This window comes from Oceanospirillum linum, from assembly GCF_001995095.2.
Taxonomy (GTDB): Bacteria; Pseudomonadota; Gammaproteobacteria; order Pseudomonadales; family Halomonadaceae; genus Oceanospirillum; species Oceanospirillum linum.
The window spans coordinates 386,688-403,373 of the sequence record NZ_MTSD02000002.1; the positions used below are offsets into that span (position 1 = coordinate 386,688).

The window sequence follows — 16,686 nt, forward strand, 5'->3', positions numbered from 1 at the left end:
TGCGCTAACGGTATTTGACCGATAACCACAGAATCTATGGCTGAAGGTACGAACTATGGCTGAACAAGATCGCCTGATCGCACGTATTCAGGGTGTAACCCATACCTATAAAAAGTCACCCGCAGTTGATGATATCACGCTGGATATTCCCTCAGGTCTGATGGTTGGCCTGTTAGGGCCAGATGGTGTTGGTAAGTCAACGCTGATGGGGCTTATTTCAGGGGCTCGCAAACTGCAACAGGGGCATCTTGAGGTGCTGGGTGGTGATATGGCCTCTGCGGCGCACCGTAACGCGATCGGCCCCAGTATCGCGTATATGCCCCAGGGACTGGGCAAAAACCTTTACGCAGAACTCAGTGTTGAGGAAAACCTGGACTTTTTTGGCAAGTTATTTGGCCAAAGCTCATCTGAGCGCCAGGCCCGTATCAATCGACTAACAAAAGCGACAGGGCTGCATGGCTTTCTATCACGGCAAGCCGGTAAATTATCCGGTGGCATGAAACAGAAGCTGGGACTTTGCTGCTCTCTTATTCATGATCCCGATCTGCTGATTCTGGATGAGCCAACCACCGGCGTTGATCCGCTTTCCCGTCGTCAGTTCTGGCAATTAATCGCCACGATTCGCCAGGAACGACCCGGTATGAGCGTGTTAGTCTCCACCGCCTATATGGATGAGGCCGAGGGCTTTGATTGGTTGGTTGCCATGGATGCCGGACGTGTGCTGGATACAGGCACCCCAGAAGCCCTTAAGGCCCGAACCGGCGCTGAAGATCTGGAAACTGCCTTTGTGCGCCTGTTACCGAAAGAGAAGCGCGGTGATATCACCGAACTGGTTATCCCACCTTTAGAGCAGAGTGAGGCAACCCCTGCCATTGTCGCCAAAGGGCTGACCCGTCGTTTTGGCAGCTTTACCGCCGTCGATAATGTGAGTTTTGAGATTCAGGCAGGTGAGATCTTTGGTTTTCTTGGCTCCAACGGCTGCGGAAAAACCACCACCATGAAGATGCTGACCGGTCTATTACCTGTCTCTGAAGGTGAGGCATTTTTGTTTGGTAAACCGGTGGATGCAGGGGATTTAGAAACCCGTAAACGGGTAGGCTTTATGACTCAGGCTTTCTCCCTCTATGGCGAATTAACCGTGGCGCAAAACCTAAAGCTACATGCCCGCCTGTTCCATTTAACACCGGAGAAAACGCTGGAACGCATCAATACCTTGGTTGAGCGTTTTAGCTTGGCAGAACATTTGGATACTCTGGCCTCATCTCTGCCCTTGGGCATGCGTCAGCGCCTTTCTTTAGCGGTAGCCGTGATCCATGAGCCGGAGATGTTGATCCTTGATGAGCCCACTTCAGGTGTTGATCCCGTCGCCCGAGACGGATTCTGGCAGTTATTGGTGGAGCTGTCCCGTCAGGACAAGGTGACCATTTTTATCTCTACCCACTTTATGAATGAGGCCCTGCGTTGTGATCGTATCTCACTGATGCACGCCGGTCAGGTGCTGGTCTACGATAAACCTCAGCATCTGGTTGCAGCAAAAGGTGCGGATTCTTTAGAAGAAGCCTTTATTGGCTATCTGGAAGATGCCATCAGCGAGCAAGAGCAGAAAAAAGAAACGCCGAAAAAAGAGACACAGAAACAAGGCGCACAAAAACAAGAGAAACAGGCCTCCCCTGACCAAAGCCCTCTTTCAGCAGAAGAACCCCAAAAGGCTAAGCTGCATCGGTTCAGTTTTAGTCGGTTGCTGGCCTATAGTTATCGTGAAATCATGGAGGTGATCCGTGATCCTGTGCGTATGGGTTTTGCTTTTCTCGGTAGTGCCCTGCTGCTGATTGTTGTCGCCTATGGCATATCTCTGGATGTTGAAAACCTCAACTATGCAGCCCTTGATCATGATCAAACCCCGGCAAGTCGTGAGTATCTCAGCAATTTTGAAGGCTCCCGCTATTTTAATAAACAGCCGGATCTGCACAGTAAAGAGGCTCTCGATCAGGGTCTGAAATCAGGCGATATCACGCTGGCAATAGAGATTCCGCCGGATTTTGGCAGAAGCCTGAAAAAAGGGGAAGCCACTGAAATTTCAGCGTGGATTGATGGTGCGAATACCACCCGGGCAAACACCATTTCCGGTTATGTCAGTGGGGCCCATATTAACTATCTGTCGGAACTGGCTGCCAATGCCGGTGTGGATGCCAGCGCCGTGTCCAAAGTAACCCTGGAGCCGCGCTACCGCTACAACCCAACCTTTGAGACTATATACTCCATCGGACCAAAAGCCCCCGCCGTACTGCTGTTGCTGTTTCCGGCTATTCTGATGGCGGTCAGCATGGCCCGGGAAAAAGAGATCGGTACCATTACCAATTTTTATGTCACCCCAACCAGGCGGCTGGAATTTCTTATCGGTAAGCAGCTGCCCTATATCGGCATCGGTATGGTTAACTTTATTGTCCTGACCCTGCTGGTGGTATTTCTGCTGGATGTTCCCTTAAAAGGCAGCTTTTGGGGGTTGGCATTGGGAGCGCTACTCTATGTGTTCACGTCCACCAGCTTTGGCCTGTTAGTGTCCACATTAACCAAATCACAGGTCGCTGCGGTATTTGCCACCGCTATTCTACTGATTATGCCAACGATCAATTTTTCCGGTCTCGTACAGCCAACCTCAACCATGGAAGGGGGCGGTCATATTATCGGCCTGCTATGGCCCGCAAGCTACTATATGCACCTCAGCGTTGCCGCTTTTACTAAGGGGCTTGGATTTACCGATCTGACCGGAGATATCCTTGTGCTCTCATGTTTCGGGCCAATACTGATTGTCATAACGGCCGCATTTCTGAAAAAGCAGGAGGCCTGAGTAATGAAAGCCTGGATTAATATTTTCTGGCTGGGCAGGAAAGAACTGCGCAGCGTTTTCAGTGATGCCGTGATGGTTGTACTGATTCTTTATTCATTTAGTCTCGCCATATACTCCCAGGCAACAGCGACCAGTGAGTCGGTCAATAATGCTTCCGTTGCCATCGTGGATGAGGATAACTCGACACTCTCACGGGCCATTGCCAACGCCCTGTATCCCCCCTACTTTAAAACACCGGAGCTGATCTCTGCCTCCGAAGTCGATCCATCCATGGATCTGGATCACTTTATGTTTGTCATTGAGATCCCGCCACAATTTGAAGAGGATGTGCGTAAAGGCCGCCAGCCCAGCGTAAAGATTAATATTGATGCCACCGCCGTCACTCAGGCTGCCCTTGGTAATCAGTATATTCAGAATATTATCGTGGATGAGGTTAACCACTTTATCAATCGTTCCGATAAAACAACATCCTATCCCGTGACACAGGTACAGCGACGGGCATTTAATCCCAATGGCACCGGCATGTGGTTTGGGGCGATGAACGCCCTGATCAATCAGATCTCACTGATTACCATCATTCTGACGGGAGCAGCGCTACTAAGGGAACGGGAGCACGGCACTATCGAGCATTTGCTTGTGATGCCACTTAATTCATTTCAGATTGTGATGTCTAAGGTTTGGGCTAACGGCTTAATTATTCTCGTGGCCTTCACCCTATCCATGCAGCTTGTGGTGGAAACGATTCTGGATGTGCCTATTAGCGGCTCTCGCATATTATTGCTCAGTGGTACAACACTCTATCTGTTGGCCGCCGCCGCCATCGGGATATTTTTGGGTACCATCGCCCGCACCATGGCGCAATTTGCCCTGCTGATGATTATGGTGATTGTACCCATTACCATGCTTTCCGGCGGCTTAACCCCGGTAGAAAGCCAGCCTGAAATCATACAGCCGATGACATGGCTGTTACCTTCGCGTCACTATATGTCCTTTGCCCAAGCGGTTGTTTTCCGTGGTGCAGATCTGAGTATTATCTGGCCTCAGCTGTTGATTATTACAGGCTTGGGTGCCATATTCTTCAGCGCCAGTCTGGCACTGTTCCGTCGCTCGATTGCCACCAGTCATTAACATTCAAAGCAGGGCGGAAAACCGCTCTGCTCCATCTGCCGTTTAAATCACTATAACAACTTAAATCTCTGCAACTTTGAATACATCTGCTTAAAGACAATCACTTCATATGCAATATCATGACCATCAGACTCACAGGCCATCATCCACCAAAGCTTGTGTAGCGCTCTTATTTCCTGCACTTATCGTAGCCAGAAGCCTAAATGCTGCAGACACCGAACCATCGTTTCCTAAATGGAAAGGCGCAGCTGAACTGGGCTCGATCAGAACCACGGGCAACACAAACACATCAAGTATTAATGCCACGCTGAACCTGAAACGCAAAGCCAGGGTATGGGATCTGGTTCTGAACCTAGATGCACTCACCAGCAAAGAGGACGATGTCACCTCCAAAGAGCGTTACAAAGGGACATTAGACCTTAACCGGAAATTTACCCGACACCATTATCTGGCAACCACGCTGTCTTATGAATTTGATCGCTTCAGTGGCTATGACTACCAAACACTCTATTCTATCGGTTACGGCTACCGCCTTATTAATAACCGCAGGCATTACCTGGATGCCGAAATCGGCCCGGGTTACCGCTATGATCAGAGAGAAGATAACAGTGGAGCTGAAGAGGAAACGGTTCTGCGTCTGGCAGGGAAGTATTTCTGGAAAATTCAGAAGGGCGTTGAATTTGATCAGATGCTATCCGTCAATACCGGTTCACAGAAAACCACCTGGCGTTCAGAATCCAGCCTGAAAAGCCGTATCAATGGCAGCCTTGCAACCAAGATAAGCTATCACTGGGATTATACCGATACCGTGCCCGTTGACTCCAAGCATACCAACTCAGAATTTGGTGTTACTTTAGTCTACAATTTCTGAACAGATGGAATATAAGCCCTTTACAGAGGGAAAGGCAGACGCCCCCTCTGTACGCTGGCTTTCTGAACGCATACAATTACCCGCATTTACCAACATGTACTAAGCCAGAGACCGTTTTTATGCGCGCCAGTCAAATTCTAATTTCTACATTAAAAGAAACCCCAGCTGATGCTGAAGTGATCAGCCACCAGCTGATGTTACGTGCCGGTATGATCCGACGTCTGGCTTCCGGCCTGTATACCTGGTTACCCTTAGGCCTGCGTACCCTACGCAAAGTTGAGCGAATTGTGCGTGAAGAGATGGACAAGGTTTCTCAGGAAGTTCTCATGCCGGCTGCACAACCTGCAGAGCTGTGGCAGGAATCCGGTCGCTGGGAAGAGTATGGCCCGGAGCTACTGCGCTTTAAAGACCGTCATCAACGTGAATTCTGTGTGGGCCCAACCCATGAAGAAGTGATCACGGATATGGCCCGTAAAGAGATTAAAAGCTATAAGCAGCTACCGGTTAACTTTTATCAGATTCAAACCAAGTTCCGTGATGAGATTCGCCCACGTTTCGGTGTCATGCGTTCCCGTGAATTTATCATGAAGGATGCATACTCCTTCCACACCACACCGGAGTCTCTGCAGGAAACCTACGATGTGATGTATCAGGCATACTGCAACATCTTTGACCGCCTGGGTCTGAACTATCGTCCGGTACTGGCAGACAATGGCTCTATCGGTGGTGAAGGCTCCCATGAGTTCCACGTACTGGCGGATTCCGGTGAAGACGATATCGTATTCAACACCGAAGGCACCTACGCAGCGAATATCGAAAAAGCGGAAGCGGTTGCCCCTCAGTCGGAAGCGGATGCTCCTACACAGGAGATGACCCTGGTCGATACGCCGAATGCTAAAACCATCGACCAGCTGGTTGAACAGTTTGATCTGCCTGTTGAGAAAACCGTTAAGACTCTGATCGTTAAAGCAGATGAAGAAGCCGGGGTGGACTTCGTGGCCCTGATCGTACGTGGCGATCACACCCTGAATGAGATCAAAGCAGAAAACCTGTCACTGGTTGCAGCGCCTTTGACCTTCGCATCTGATGAAGAGATAAAAGCGGTTATCGGTGCCGGCCCGGGCTCTCTGGGCCCGGTTAACCTGAGTATCCCTTGCGTTGTAGACCGTGCCGTAGCGGTAGCTTCTGATTTTGGTGCCGGTGCAAACATCGATGGTAAGCACTATTTCGGTATCAACTGGGGGCGTGATTTAGAGCTGCCACAGGTTGAAGATATCCGCAATGTGGTTGAAGGTGATGCCAGCCCCGATGGTAAAGGTACGCTATCCATTAAGCGCGGTATTGAAGTAGGTCATATTTTCCAGCTGGGCACAAAATACAGTGAAGCGATGAATGCCACAGTGCTGGGTGAAAATGGCAAGCCGATTCCAATGGCCATGGGTTGTTACGGGATTGGTGTAACCCGGGTGGTGGCGTCTGCTATTGAGCAGAACCATGACGAGAACGGTATTATCTGGCCGGAAGCGATTGCGCCATTTGAGATTGCGATTGTACCTATGAACGCCCATAAATCAGAGCTGGTGCGTGATGCCAGTGAGAAACTATACGCAGAACTAAAAGCTGCAGGCTATGATGTTCTGATGGATGATCGTGACAGCCGCCCAGGCTTCAAGTTTGCCGACCTGGAACTGGTGGGTATACCACACCGTATCGTGATCGGTGAGCGCGGCCTTAAAGAAGGCCAACTGGAGTACCGTGGCCGACGCGACAGCGAAAACACCATGATCGATCAGGCAACGGTAATCTCCTTCCTTAAGGATGCGTTTGCCGGACAGGCATAACAGTCTGTTCTTTTCAGGCTGACCTCTGCCAGAACCCGCCCCTGACCGGGCGGGTTTTTGTTATCTTCAGGAAATGCCAGCCGTAAGGAATCCACCAGTTAAAGATGATATTCCGGCATGAGTTCAATATACTTGCAGGTGGGAGAAAGAGTGCAGGGAACCGACCACCACAGGGATTGCTATTAACATCCTGGGCAACTTAAGGCTCAAACGACGCTGGGCAGGAAGTGCCTTGCTCTATATACATCCGCGCAATATATACATCAGCCTAACAGACTGAGTTTGGGCATTTAACGGGGAACTTCATGAGCGCAAGCGATCAGAAACTGGCAACCCTCTATGAAATGGCGCTCCTGATGGGGTCTGAAACCTCTGAGCAGCCATTGGTACAAAAGTTTCTGCAGTGCCTGCTGCGCCATACAGACATCTCTTCAGGCCTGTTTATCAGCCATCTTGAACGGCAGGCAAACAGCTATAGTTTTAATATCTGTTATAGCATCACAGATAAACCTTTTTCACCTGATCCTTGCAAACAGATCTCCCGTCGCGGTGAAATGCCTCTGAAAAGCGAATTCAGGCCCGTTGAGGATCACCTTCAGGGGCTCGGCCCGGCTTTCGAGTGCTATCCCTCAGAGTTGCTTTTGCCTGTAGGGCAAACAGATGCTTTTATTCTCTTCTCCACCGACACGGCACTACCTTTTTCAGATCAGCTATTTACCTCCGTTCTGGATAGTCTTGCAACCACGCTGGAGCGACACCGAAGCCATCAGCGGCTTAAAAAGAAGCTACAACAAGAAACGTCTGAACGGGAGCGCACTGAACAGATGTTCAAACTGGTAATGGATCATGTACCCGCCGGGGTGTACTGGCAAAATGTTGACGGCACGATCCAAAATGCCAATCGCTGGCTGATTCGTGACCTGTCTGCAGCCGGTGCTCCTGATACTGAGCGCGAGAGCACATCGCCTTCTGATGCAGAAAACATTCAGCGATTACAGAACCTGATCCGCCAGGCACAACTGCAGCAGGATGATAGCCTTGTCGTCAAAGAAGGTATGGAGATCCGAAACAAAAACTACTACCTTCACCGCAGTGATGACAGCTACCTTTGGGTAGAACTCAATAAAGTCCCGATCCGGGATAACGACCAGAACATCATTGGGCTTTTAGGAACATACCGTGACATCACCGGCCGCAAACTGATGATGGAAGAGTTACTGCACGCCAAAGAGAATGCCGAGCAGGCCAACCGTGCAAAAAGTTCCTTTCTGGCCAGTATGAGTCATGAGCTGCGAACCCCACTTAATGCCATTCAGGGCTATACCCAGTTAATGGAAATGGATAAAGCTGATCTCATCGAAGAGCACGTCGAAGGCCTTCAGGAGATTCGTAAAGCCAGCGATCATTTACTGCAACTGATTGATGAGATTCTGGATCTATCTAAAATTGAAGCTGGCCACATTGATCTTAAAATCGAGCCGATCAATCCGATCCCGGTCATTCAGGACGCCCTCACCCTGAACAAACACCTGGCAGACCGCCAGGGAGTATCGATTTCTACCCGGTTTCCAAATAATCTCGACCTCTCAGTGATGGGGGATAGCCGCAGAGTTAAACAAATTCTGTTAAATCTGGTTAGCAATGCTATTAAATACAACCACGACGACGGAACGGTTGAACTGAGCATGGACCAGACCGGTACAGAGTTCAGGGTGCATGTATCAGACACAGGTTATGGCTTGTCTCAGGAGCAGCTTGGGCAATTATTTCAGCCCTTTGAGCGACTGGGTATGGAGTCATCGACCCGGCAGGGTACAGGTATCGGTCTTGTTATCAGCCAAAAGCTGGCTGAAGCGATGCACGGCACGATTGAGGTCAGCAGCCAGCCCGGAAAAGGCAGTATTTTCACACTAAGTCTTCCCATTGCGGGCGAACATCAGCTGCCTCAGCCCATGCAAAGCCTTGAGCTTTCGGTCGCTGAAATAATCTCCCGTGGAGGAGAAAAAACCACAACACTCTATGTGGAAGACAATAACGCGAACCGTATGCTGGTAAAGAAAATCTTCAGCAAGCGCGAGGGTGACCGGCTACTTACCGCAACCACCCCGGAAGAGGGGCTTGAAATTCTGCGCCACGAAACCCCGGACCTGGTAATACTTGATATCAACCTTCCGGGCATGTCCGGCTATGACCTTTTACGTCATATACGAACAGAAGGCCTGCATATCAACCGTAAGCTAATAGCCTTATCCGCCAACTCAGGGCCGGAAGATATCAGGCAGGCAGAAGTTGCCGGTTTTGACGCCTATCTCACCAAGCCACTTAACATCCCGGAGTTTAACCGGCAGTTAAATCATTGGCTGGAGAAGTAATCCGAAGCAGACTCACCGGCTAAGCCCCCTATCAGTACCGACGAGCCTCTTTCGCTAAAGAGCCATTCTGATAGTCTGCTATTGCCTGCTGGATTTCCTGGGCCGTATTCATCACAAAAGGGCCATGCTGCACAATCGGCTCCAACAGCGGCTTACCACTAACCAAAAGAACACCCGCCTTCCCCTTGGCATTCAGGCGTAGCAGACTCCCGGTAAAAGCCAAAAGCTCACCCTGCTCAAGTGTTACGCCCACATCCGGCACGTCCAGATTTCCTTCATAGACATAAATAAAACTCTTATGCCCCTCAGGCAGATCATGTTCAAATGCGGTCGGCTGTGAAACACGAAAATCCACCATCAACGGCTGAGTTGCTTCCCGTTGAACCGGCCCCGGGACACCTTTAGAAACACCGGCTACCACTCGGCGCAATACCCCATTATCATCAATCACCTCCGGGATCTCCTCCGGCGCAAGATCCTGATAAGATGGCGCTTTCATTTTTTCAGCCGCAGGCAGATTCAACCAGAACTGAAAGCCCCAGAGCAGACCGTCTTCCTGCATCGGCATCTCTGAGTGGATAATCCCCGCACCCGCAGTCATCCACTGGACACCGCCCCCGGTCAGCACACCAACATTGCCCAAGTGATCTTCATGTTTCATAGAGCCTTGCAGCATATAAGTGATCGTTTCAAACCCTCTGTGCGGATGAGGCGGAAAGCCTGCAATATAATCATCTGCACGGTCAGAACGGAACTCATCTAACATCAGAAAAGGGTCAAGATTTTTTAGCTGAGTCGTGCCTATTACCCGGTTAAGGCGTACACCGGCACCATCAGAAGTCGGTATTCCCTTAACACGATTAAGAACTTTAAAATCCGCCATATCTGGCTCCTTTCTCAGGTTATCAATATTAAAGCCACTATAACCTCAAGAAAAACGACAAAAAATTACTATTTATGGCGAAAATAATTCTAATAAATAGAATGTTATTCTTCGGGACTATTTCTTATTTACCCAGTACACGCCAAGCACTGTCACTGCCATTCCAGCCAATGCTACGCCTGTCAATTGCTCATCAAACAGTAGCCAGGCCTGCAGTGCCGTCACCGGAGGCACCAGATAGAAATAGCTGGCGGTCCGGGTCGCCTCCCCCATCCGGATCATCAGCATCAGCAGTAAGATAGCCCCAACAGAGAGAACGAGCACAGACCAGACCAGAGCTCCTATAAACTCTGGGTGCCATTGCACCTGAGTATTTTCTGTCAACAGAGCTAAAGGCAACATTACAGCCAGACCAGAAAGGTATTGAATAAAGGTCGCAGCTAAAAGAGGCTGCTGCTCGCAATATGTTTTCTGATATAGCGTACCTAGTGTAATGCCCACCAGTGCTAACAAAATCCAGAGTAACTGAAGACCACTGATATCACCCTTTTGCAAAAAGTCCGCCTGACCATTACTCAGAACCAAGGCGACACCGAGTATCCCCAGAGTCAGGCCAAACCACTGTTTCAGGCTGGGCGCACTACGATAGACCAGAGCCATAACCCCGGCAGTCACCAAGGGCTGTAAGCCAACAAGGAGTGCGGCAAGCCCTGCAGGCATACCCAGTTCAATAGCGGAAAAAACACCGCCCAAGTACGCAGTATGCACCAGCGTACCTGTGATCAACTGCTGCTTCCATAAGGCAAAACGGCGAGGTAATGAAACGCCAAACAAGCGCATCAGTAAAAGAAACACCAGCAGGTTACCTGCCATCCTCCAGCTGAGAAAAGTATAGGGCTCACTATAAGGTAACCCATAGCGGGCACCAATAAAGCCCGTGCTCCATAGCAGCACAAATACCCAGGGTAAAAGTGCAATCAATAGTGTTTTATGCCGTTCAAACTGTGCAGCAAAGGCAGTCATAAATTATTCCTGGATAATCGATATTGCAGTCGTTGTCTCGTGACGGTAGATCTGGCAATCAGATAGCGGGGACTTAAATGTATCTGTACTATAAACTGCGATATAAAATAAAAATATAGACAGAAAAAGCGAACAAAAAAGGGTACAGATGAGCAGCTTTTACTACAAACAACTCGCCGACCAACTGACCAGGCAGTTAAGCGATGGTTTCTATGCTATGGATGAGAAACTGCCTTCCATCCGGGAGTTGAGTCTTAAGCAAAGCGTCAGCAAGGGAACCGTGGTGCGCTGTTACGAGTATTTGGAGGATAACAACTGGGTGGAAGCCCGGGAAAAATCAGGTTTCTTTCCGGGTCCCAGGGCGCGTACCGCCCAGAGTCATTCCGATCATCAGCTAAAAGCGGAACCGAGTGAAGAGCAGCTGGCTGCAATCCGACCCAAAATACTGGATAACCGCTCTCTCGGGCTTGAAATTGTCCGCTCTGCAGGAAAAAAAGATCAGGTTCTGCTGGGCACCGCAAACCCCTGTGTTAATTTTCCAGGGGTTAAACGCCTCTATCAGTTATTAAAAAAAGAGGTCGCCCATGAGGAAAAGGCCCTCAGTGAAAGCTATATATCCCATTACCAAACGCCGCCGGGGGCTGAAAAACTGCGGCGACAGTTGAGTAAGTTAATGGCAAAACGAGAGCTCACAATCGGACCGGATGAGATCATCATCACCAATGGTGCTCAGTCGGCGGTAAGCCTGGCGCTGCAAGCGGTGAGTCACGAGGGGGATATCGTTTTGGTTGAGTCACCCTGCTTTTACGGCATTTTGCAATGCCTGGAGGCCTTTGAACGTCAGGTCGTTGAGATTCCACAGGCCGAAACAGGAGGTCCGGATCTGGGCCTTGTCGCGGCAGCCCTTGAGAAATGGCCGGTCAGGGCGATTATTGTTCAGCCGACGATCAATAACCCCACCGGAAGAAGCATGGAGCCCTGTCACCGCCAGCAGCTCATTAGATTAGCCAACCGCTACGATATCGCGGTTATCGAGGACGATATTTCCGCCGATCTCGATTACCGTGGCAACGCCCCAAGCCCACTTAAAGCGATCGACACACAGAATCGGGTGCTTTATTGCAGTTCCATATCAAAAACCATCACCCCCAAACTCAGGCTGGGCTGGTTGGTGGCGGGGCGCTGGCAGGAGCGCTGCCAGCATCTGCAGTTCGTCAGTAAAATGGGACTGCCAGCGCACACTCAAAACGCACTGGGTACCTGGTTAGAAGCCGGATACATGCAGCGACATCTGCGCCTGATCCGCAGACGCTACCGGCAACGACAGCAGCTGTTTGAGAAAATAGTGACAATGAGCTGGCCTGAATCAGTGAGATATCAACCTGCAGATGGCGGCTTTCTCGCCTGGATCAGACTACCTGAATCCTGCGATGGCATGGCCTTATATCAACAAGCACTTCGGGAAAAAATTAACATAACACCGGGAACCCTCTTTGGCAGCGACCCATCCAACAGACACCATATCCGGGTCAACTTCGGCCTTTATCAGGAACAGCCCGATTACCTCAGTGCCATCATACGGCTGGGGCAGCTGATCCATAAGATGATTGACCCAGAGGAGTCCGCTTCCCGGCAAAAAACCTAAGACTTACCGTCTGCCCTGGGCGATACTAGCGCAGGAAGGTAAGTATAAACAAAAAGACCAAATGCCAGTATCCACCCGGTTGCGGACAGATCGTAGAGAAATGGTTTCTGCAGGATCGCCATGGCAAAAACCCGAGCGATGACCGCCAGTAAAAGACAGTAAAAAGCGACGTGCATCTGAACAGGTAATATCAGAGGGCGTCCGGTGTGCCCAAGAGATACACGAGACATCATTCCCAGTGTCAGAAGACCAATACCACCCAGAGTCAGCGCATGAATATAGATAAAAGGTGACCACCCCGTCCAGGGTAGTGTTGCCCGTAGCATAAAGCCCAACCCTATCATCAGGTATCCCCCATGCAGAATCCAAAGCAGAGGATTTGATAAAACCCGGCGATCAAACCAGCCGCCAACCCTGAGTAATAGCAAAAGCCCAAGCAGGCCTGACAAAATGTATGCCCAGCTCGCCAAAGGTTGCCAGAGATCATTCAGAAAGGTTATGACAGCCACAGGAATCACCAGCTTCTCGACCCAGGCAATCTGCTGGCCACGATACTCAGGTGTTGCCCGCTCGGTAAAAAAGGGAATAACCCGCCCACCAATAATCAGCATAACCAAAACAATAATATTCAGTGCGCCGTAGATGCCGAGATGGGCCATACCGGGGGCAATATCTAAGCGGTCAAGATGTACCAGCAGGTTCATCAGTATCAGCAGGCCGCAGAAAATGATAAAGACCAGATTGCGCATGTTGCCACTTTTTAGAATCGGTAGCGCGATCGCCAGTGTTAACAAGGGGTAAAAGGCAAGATCGATCAGGGCGACGAAGAGAGGCTCAAGAGGAAGAAAGGGGGCAATTCTGCCTGCAGTCCAAAGTAAAACCAAAGCGGCAAGCCCTCTGCCGTGCAGCATCTTCTGCCCGGTCCAGTTCCCCACTGCCGTTAATAAAAAACCACTGATAATTGCCGTGGCAAAGCCAAAGATCAGCTCATGGCTGTGCCATAAAACACCGGGGTAATAGTTGTCACCTGCCGCAAAAGGGAGCGCTACCCCCCGAAGCTGAAAAACCCAGCCGAGCATCAGAACCACGGCAAACAACGCTCCCAGCAGAAAAAAAGGCCGGAAACCCAGCGAGAACAAAGCCCCTGAAGAGAACTTAAGATCAGAACGGTACGAAAGTTGAGATGCAGCCATAAAGCCTCCGAAAAAAACTGAGACTATTCTAGCGAATACCCGAGTATTTTACTTGGCTTAAGTCAAATGCCGGTAATATCGAAAGTAGCTCATTAAGCCTTAAGAGTCCGACGGTCAAGCATAGTGACTCACTAGCGCAGTTAAAAGGTGATCAACGGATCTCAAAACCATTGATAACCAGAGGCTTAGCATCGGCGATATCCAGATGATCAACCCGGGATAAAGGTGAGCCCTTCCAAAGCCAGGCGATCAGATCCTCAACCCGACTCTTTGGTCCCTGAACATGTACCAGCACAGAGCCATCATCAAGGTTCATTACCCAACCTTCAAGCTGTCGCTTCTGGGCCTGATGCAGGGTATTTTTTCGAAACCAAACACCCTGAACCCGGCCTGTTACTGTGATCACTTTCACCCAGGGCAACTCTGTGGCCATATCCCTCGTTACTGACTCTTTCTGCATCTTAAATCACCGATCGTTAAACACCTGTTCAGGGCCAGCAAGCTGAAACCCGGTTACTAACGAGGGTTTACGCGGGTTTCGCTAAGCTTGTTTGCTTTCAAAAAGCGTTTGAGCAGGCTGGGAAAGCACTGACTCGCCCTGACGAAGATAATCCTGCAAAGTATTTATAACAGATGGCGACAGCAGGGAAAATCCTCCCTTGGGTGATTTTGTATCTATCGTTTCGGCGGCTAATAATTCCGGCGGTATTCGCCAGGGCATCAATGCCAGTAGCTGCCACTGTGTCATTGCAGACAGATCCCGGCCTAGCTGCCAGTACCCGGAAGGCCAGCCTTTCACTGAAGCCTCATTTTTCACGAAAACTAAAAGCCCCTGATTCTGCAGCACCTGTAATAATTTCCGTTGCTGTCTGGCAGATAAGACTGAAACCATCTCCTGTAACTCATTGGTTGTTAATGGTTTGTTACTTTTCCAGTGGTCAAACAAAGCCTGAACGACCTTTAACGCAACAATTAAAGGCTCCCGGTTAGCAGAATGCCAGTTTGGACGATAGCGCTGCAGCGCCATCACGAGAGTTGCCCCCAGCAGTAAAATATTCCAACTGATATAGATCCAAAGTAAAAACAGAGGAACCGCAGCAAATGCACCATAAACTACCTGATAAGAGGGCGATAAGCTGACAAAATGACTGAAGCCCCATTTGGCTAATTCAAAGCATACGGCTGTAAAGATCCCGCCCAACCAGGCATGCCTGAGGGAAACATGGGTTTTGGGCACAAAGAAAAACAGCATCATAAAAGCTACAGAAGATGTCAGTAACGGCAAAAACTGTAAAAGAATCGCTGTAATACCCAACGTATCAGTCGCATCGAGAAACAGCTTATGGGACACCACAAAAGAGGTCACAGCCAGACCTGATCCCATAAGTAGTGGCCCCAGTGTCAGCACCGACCAGTACAGGAGAAAGCTGCTTGCACCTTTACGGTCCTCTGCCACCGACCAGATTCTGTTAAAGGCACGCTCAATGGATTTCATCATCAGAATCGCGGTTATGATCAGAAAACCGACACCGACAAAGGTCAGATTCCGGGCTTGCTGGGCAAAATCTGCAAGATAGTTACTGACCACCTGACTGCTCTCCGGGAGTAGATTACGGAAAAGCAGATCCTGAATACCCGCTCCGGCGCCTTCAGTACTGAGGAGTGCCGACAAAATGCTGTAAGCAACCGTCATCAGAGGCACCAGAGCAAACAGGGTTGTATACGTCATGGCAGCCGCAGTCTTTTGACACTCCTGATCAATAAAGCGCCGAATAATAAAGCGCAGGAGCCCAAACCAATCCCTTTTAAAAATGGATGTCATTCCAGTCGCTCCTTTTCGTTAGCAAGACATACCGTTAGAATATGCCACATTCTACCCTATTTGATCAGGATCAAGGATATCTCATGCCTGCTGTAACGCTTTACCACAACCCGCGCTGTTCCAAGTCCCGTGCCACGCTGTCACTGCTACAGGAAAACGGGATCGAGCCGGATATTCGTCGCTACCTGGATGAACCTCTGACAGAAGCAGAGATCCGTGCTCTACTGAAAAAACTGAATATCTCTGCCGTTGAGATGATGCGCACGAAAGAAGCAGAATTTAAAGAACTGGGACTGAGCAAAGAGAGCAGCGATGATACTCTGATTTCAGCTATGGTAAGCACTCCAAAACTGATTGAGCGCCCCATAGCAGAAACTGAAACCGCAGCAGCCATTGGTCGGCCACCGGAGAATGTTCTGGAGCTGCTGGCATGAGCCAGCCCTATGTTTTAGTGCTGTATTACTCCCGTCATGGCGCCACCCGCAAAATGGCAGAAGCGATCGCAGAAGGGGTTGAATCAGTTTCCGGTATAGAGGCGCGTCTGCGTACCGTACCGGATGTTTCTGCAGAGTGCTCGGCTGTGTCCCCTGCTATCCCTGATACTGGTGATCTGTATTGTACCGAGGATGACCTGCGCCAGTGCGCCGGACTTCTGTTGGGCAGTCCGACCCGCTTTGGCACAATGGCAGCGGCTATGAAGCATTTTCTGGAAAGTACCAGCAACCTTTGGATGAATGGTGCTTTGATCGATAAACCAGGAGCTGTTTTCACCTCCACGGCCAGTCTGCATGGTGGTCAGGAGGCTACGCTGCTGTCAATGATGCTTCCATTACTACACCACGGTCTGGTCATTGCCGGGCTACCGTACAGTCAATCCGGGCTGCTGGAGACAAACACCGGCGGTACACCCTATGGTGCCAGCCATGTTGCCGGTAAGTCCGGAGATAGCCCGATAGATAAGACTGAGCTTGAACTCTGTGCTGCACAGGGCAAACGGGTTGCTGAACTGGCTCTGAGCCTGAAACAGACCTGATTTTACATTCATTCACAGGAGCTACTG

The 16,686-nt window shown here is 50.0% G+C and carries 13 protein-coding genes; 8 read left to right on the forward strand and 5 right to left on the reverse strand.

Features of this window, described 5'->3' with window-relative positions; genetic code table 11:
• The first annotated feature begins 55 nt into the window (after positions 1-55).
• The 5 genes from rbbA (at position 56) to BTA35_RS06940 (ending at position 9,060) form a co-directional block, all read left to right on the forward strand.
• Positions 56-2,848 carry a ribosome-associated ATPase/putative transporter RbbA gene (rbbA, locus tag BTA35_RS06920; RefSeq protein WP_078319081.1) on the forward strand — a complete coding sequence of 931 codons (2,793 nt, stop codon included), beginning with the start codon at positions 56-58 and terminating at the stop codon, positions 2,846-2,848.
• A 3-nt stretch (positions 2,849-2,851) separates the two neighbouring features.
• Positions 2,852-3,976, forward strand: a complete 1,125-nt coding sequence (locus BTA35_RS06925; RefSeq protein WP_078319082.1) for an ABC transporter permease — start codon at positions 2,852-2,854, stop codon at positions 3,974-3,976.
• A 109-nt stretch (positions 3,977-4,085) separates the two neighbouring features.
• Positions 4,086-4,847, forward strand: a complete 762-nt coding sequence (locus BTA35_RS06930; RefSeq protein WP_078319083.1) for a DUF481 domain-containing protein — start codon at positions 4,086-4,088, stop codon at positions 4,845-4,847.
• 119 nt (positions 4,848-4,966) lie between these two features.
• On the forward strand, positions 4,967-6,688 hold the full coding sequence (locus BTA35_RS06935; protein WP_078319084.1) for a proline--tRNA ligase: 1,722 nt from the start codon (positions 4,967-4,969) through the stop codon (positions 6,686-6,688).
• A gap of 305 nt (positions 6,689-6,993) precedes the next feature.
• Positions 6,994-9,060, forward strand: a complete 2,067-nt coding sequence (locus BTA35_RS06940) for an ATP-binding response regulator (RefSeq protein ID WP_078319085.1) — start codon at positions 6,994-6,996, stop codon at positions 9,058-9,060.
• Between the two features lie 31 nt (positions 9,061-9,091).
• Here the strand turns inward: BTA35_RS06940 and BTA35_RS06945 are convergent, their stop codons facing one another.
• Positions 9,092-9,943, reverse strand: coding sequence for a pirin family protein (locus tag BTA35_RS06945; RefSeq protein WP_078319086.1), 852 nt, complete (start codon positions 9,941-9,943; stop codon positions 9,092-9,094).
• Positions 9,944-10,060: 117 nt separating this feature from the next.
• A complete protein-coding gene (locus tag BTA35_RS06950; RefSeq protein WP_078319087.1) occupies positions 10,061-10,966 on the reverse strand; it encodes a DMT family transporter in 906 nt (301 codons plus the stop codon).
• A 148-nt stretch (positions 10,967-11,114) separates the two neighbouring features.
• Here BTA35_RS06950 and BTA35_RS06955 point away from each other — a divergent pair, with 148 nt between their 5' ends.
• Positions 11,115-12,611: an aminotransferase-like domain-containing protein gene (locus BTA35_RS06955; protein WP_078319088.1), complete on the forward strand. Its 1,497-nt coding sequence runs from the start codon at positions 11,115-11,117 to the stop codon at positions 12,609-12,611.
• Here the strand turns inward: BTA35_RS06955 and BTA35_RS06960 are convergent.
• The 3 genes from BTA35_RS06960 to BTA35_RS06970 all read right to left on the reverse strand — a co-directional run bounded on the left by BTA35_RS06960 (position 12,608) and on the right by BTA35_RS06970 (position 15,626).
• A complete protein-coding gene (locus BTA35_RS06960; protein WP_078319089.1) occupies positions 12,608-13,804 on the reverse strand; it encodes an NnrS family protein in 1,197 nt (398 codons plus the stop codon). The two genes, BTA35_RS06955 and BTA35_RS06960, sit on opposite strands and share 4 nt — an antisense overlap.
• Before the next feature lie 151 nt (positions 13,805-13,955).
• Positions 13,956-14,264 carry an acylphosphatase gene (locus tag BTA35_RS06965; protein ID WP_202931201.1) on the reverse strand — a complete coding sequence of 103 codons (309 nt, stop codon included), beginning with the start codon at positions 14,262-14,264 and terminating at the stop codon, positions 13,956-13,958.
• A gap of 81 nt (positions 14,265-14,345) precedes the next feature.
• The gene (locus tag BTA35_RS06970; RefSeq protein ID WP_078319090.1) at positions 14,346-15,626 is read right to left on the reverse strand and encodes a YihY family inner membrane protein; all 1,281 of its coding nucleotides are present in this window, start codon (positions 15,624-15,626) and stop codon (positions 14,346-14,348) included.
• An 83-nt stretch (positions 15,627-15,709) separates the two neighbouring features.
• Between BTA35_RS06970 and arsC the strand changes: the two genes are divergently transcribed.
• Positions 15,710-16,060, forward strand: coding sequence for an arsenate reductase (glutaredoxin) (gene arsC / locus BTA35_RS06975; protein WP_078319091.1), 351 nt, complete (start codon positions 15,710-15,712; stop codon positions 16,058-16,060).
• Positions 16,057-16,659: an NAD(P)H:quinone oxidoreductase gene (gene wrbA / locus BTA35_RS06980; protein ID WP_078319092.1), complete on the forward strand. Its 603-nt coding sequence runs from the start codon at positions 16,057-16,059 to the stop codon at positions 16,657-16,659. Before arsC ends, wrbA begins: the two co-directional genes overlap by 4 nt.
• Positions 16,660-16,686: the final 27 nt, after the last annotated feature.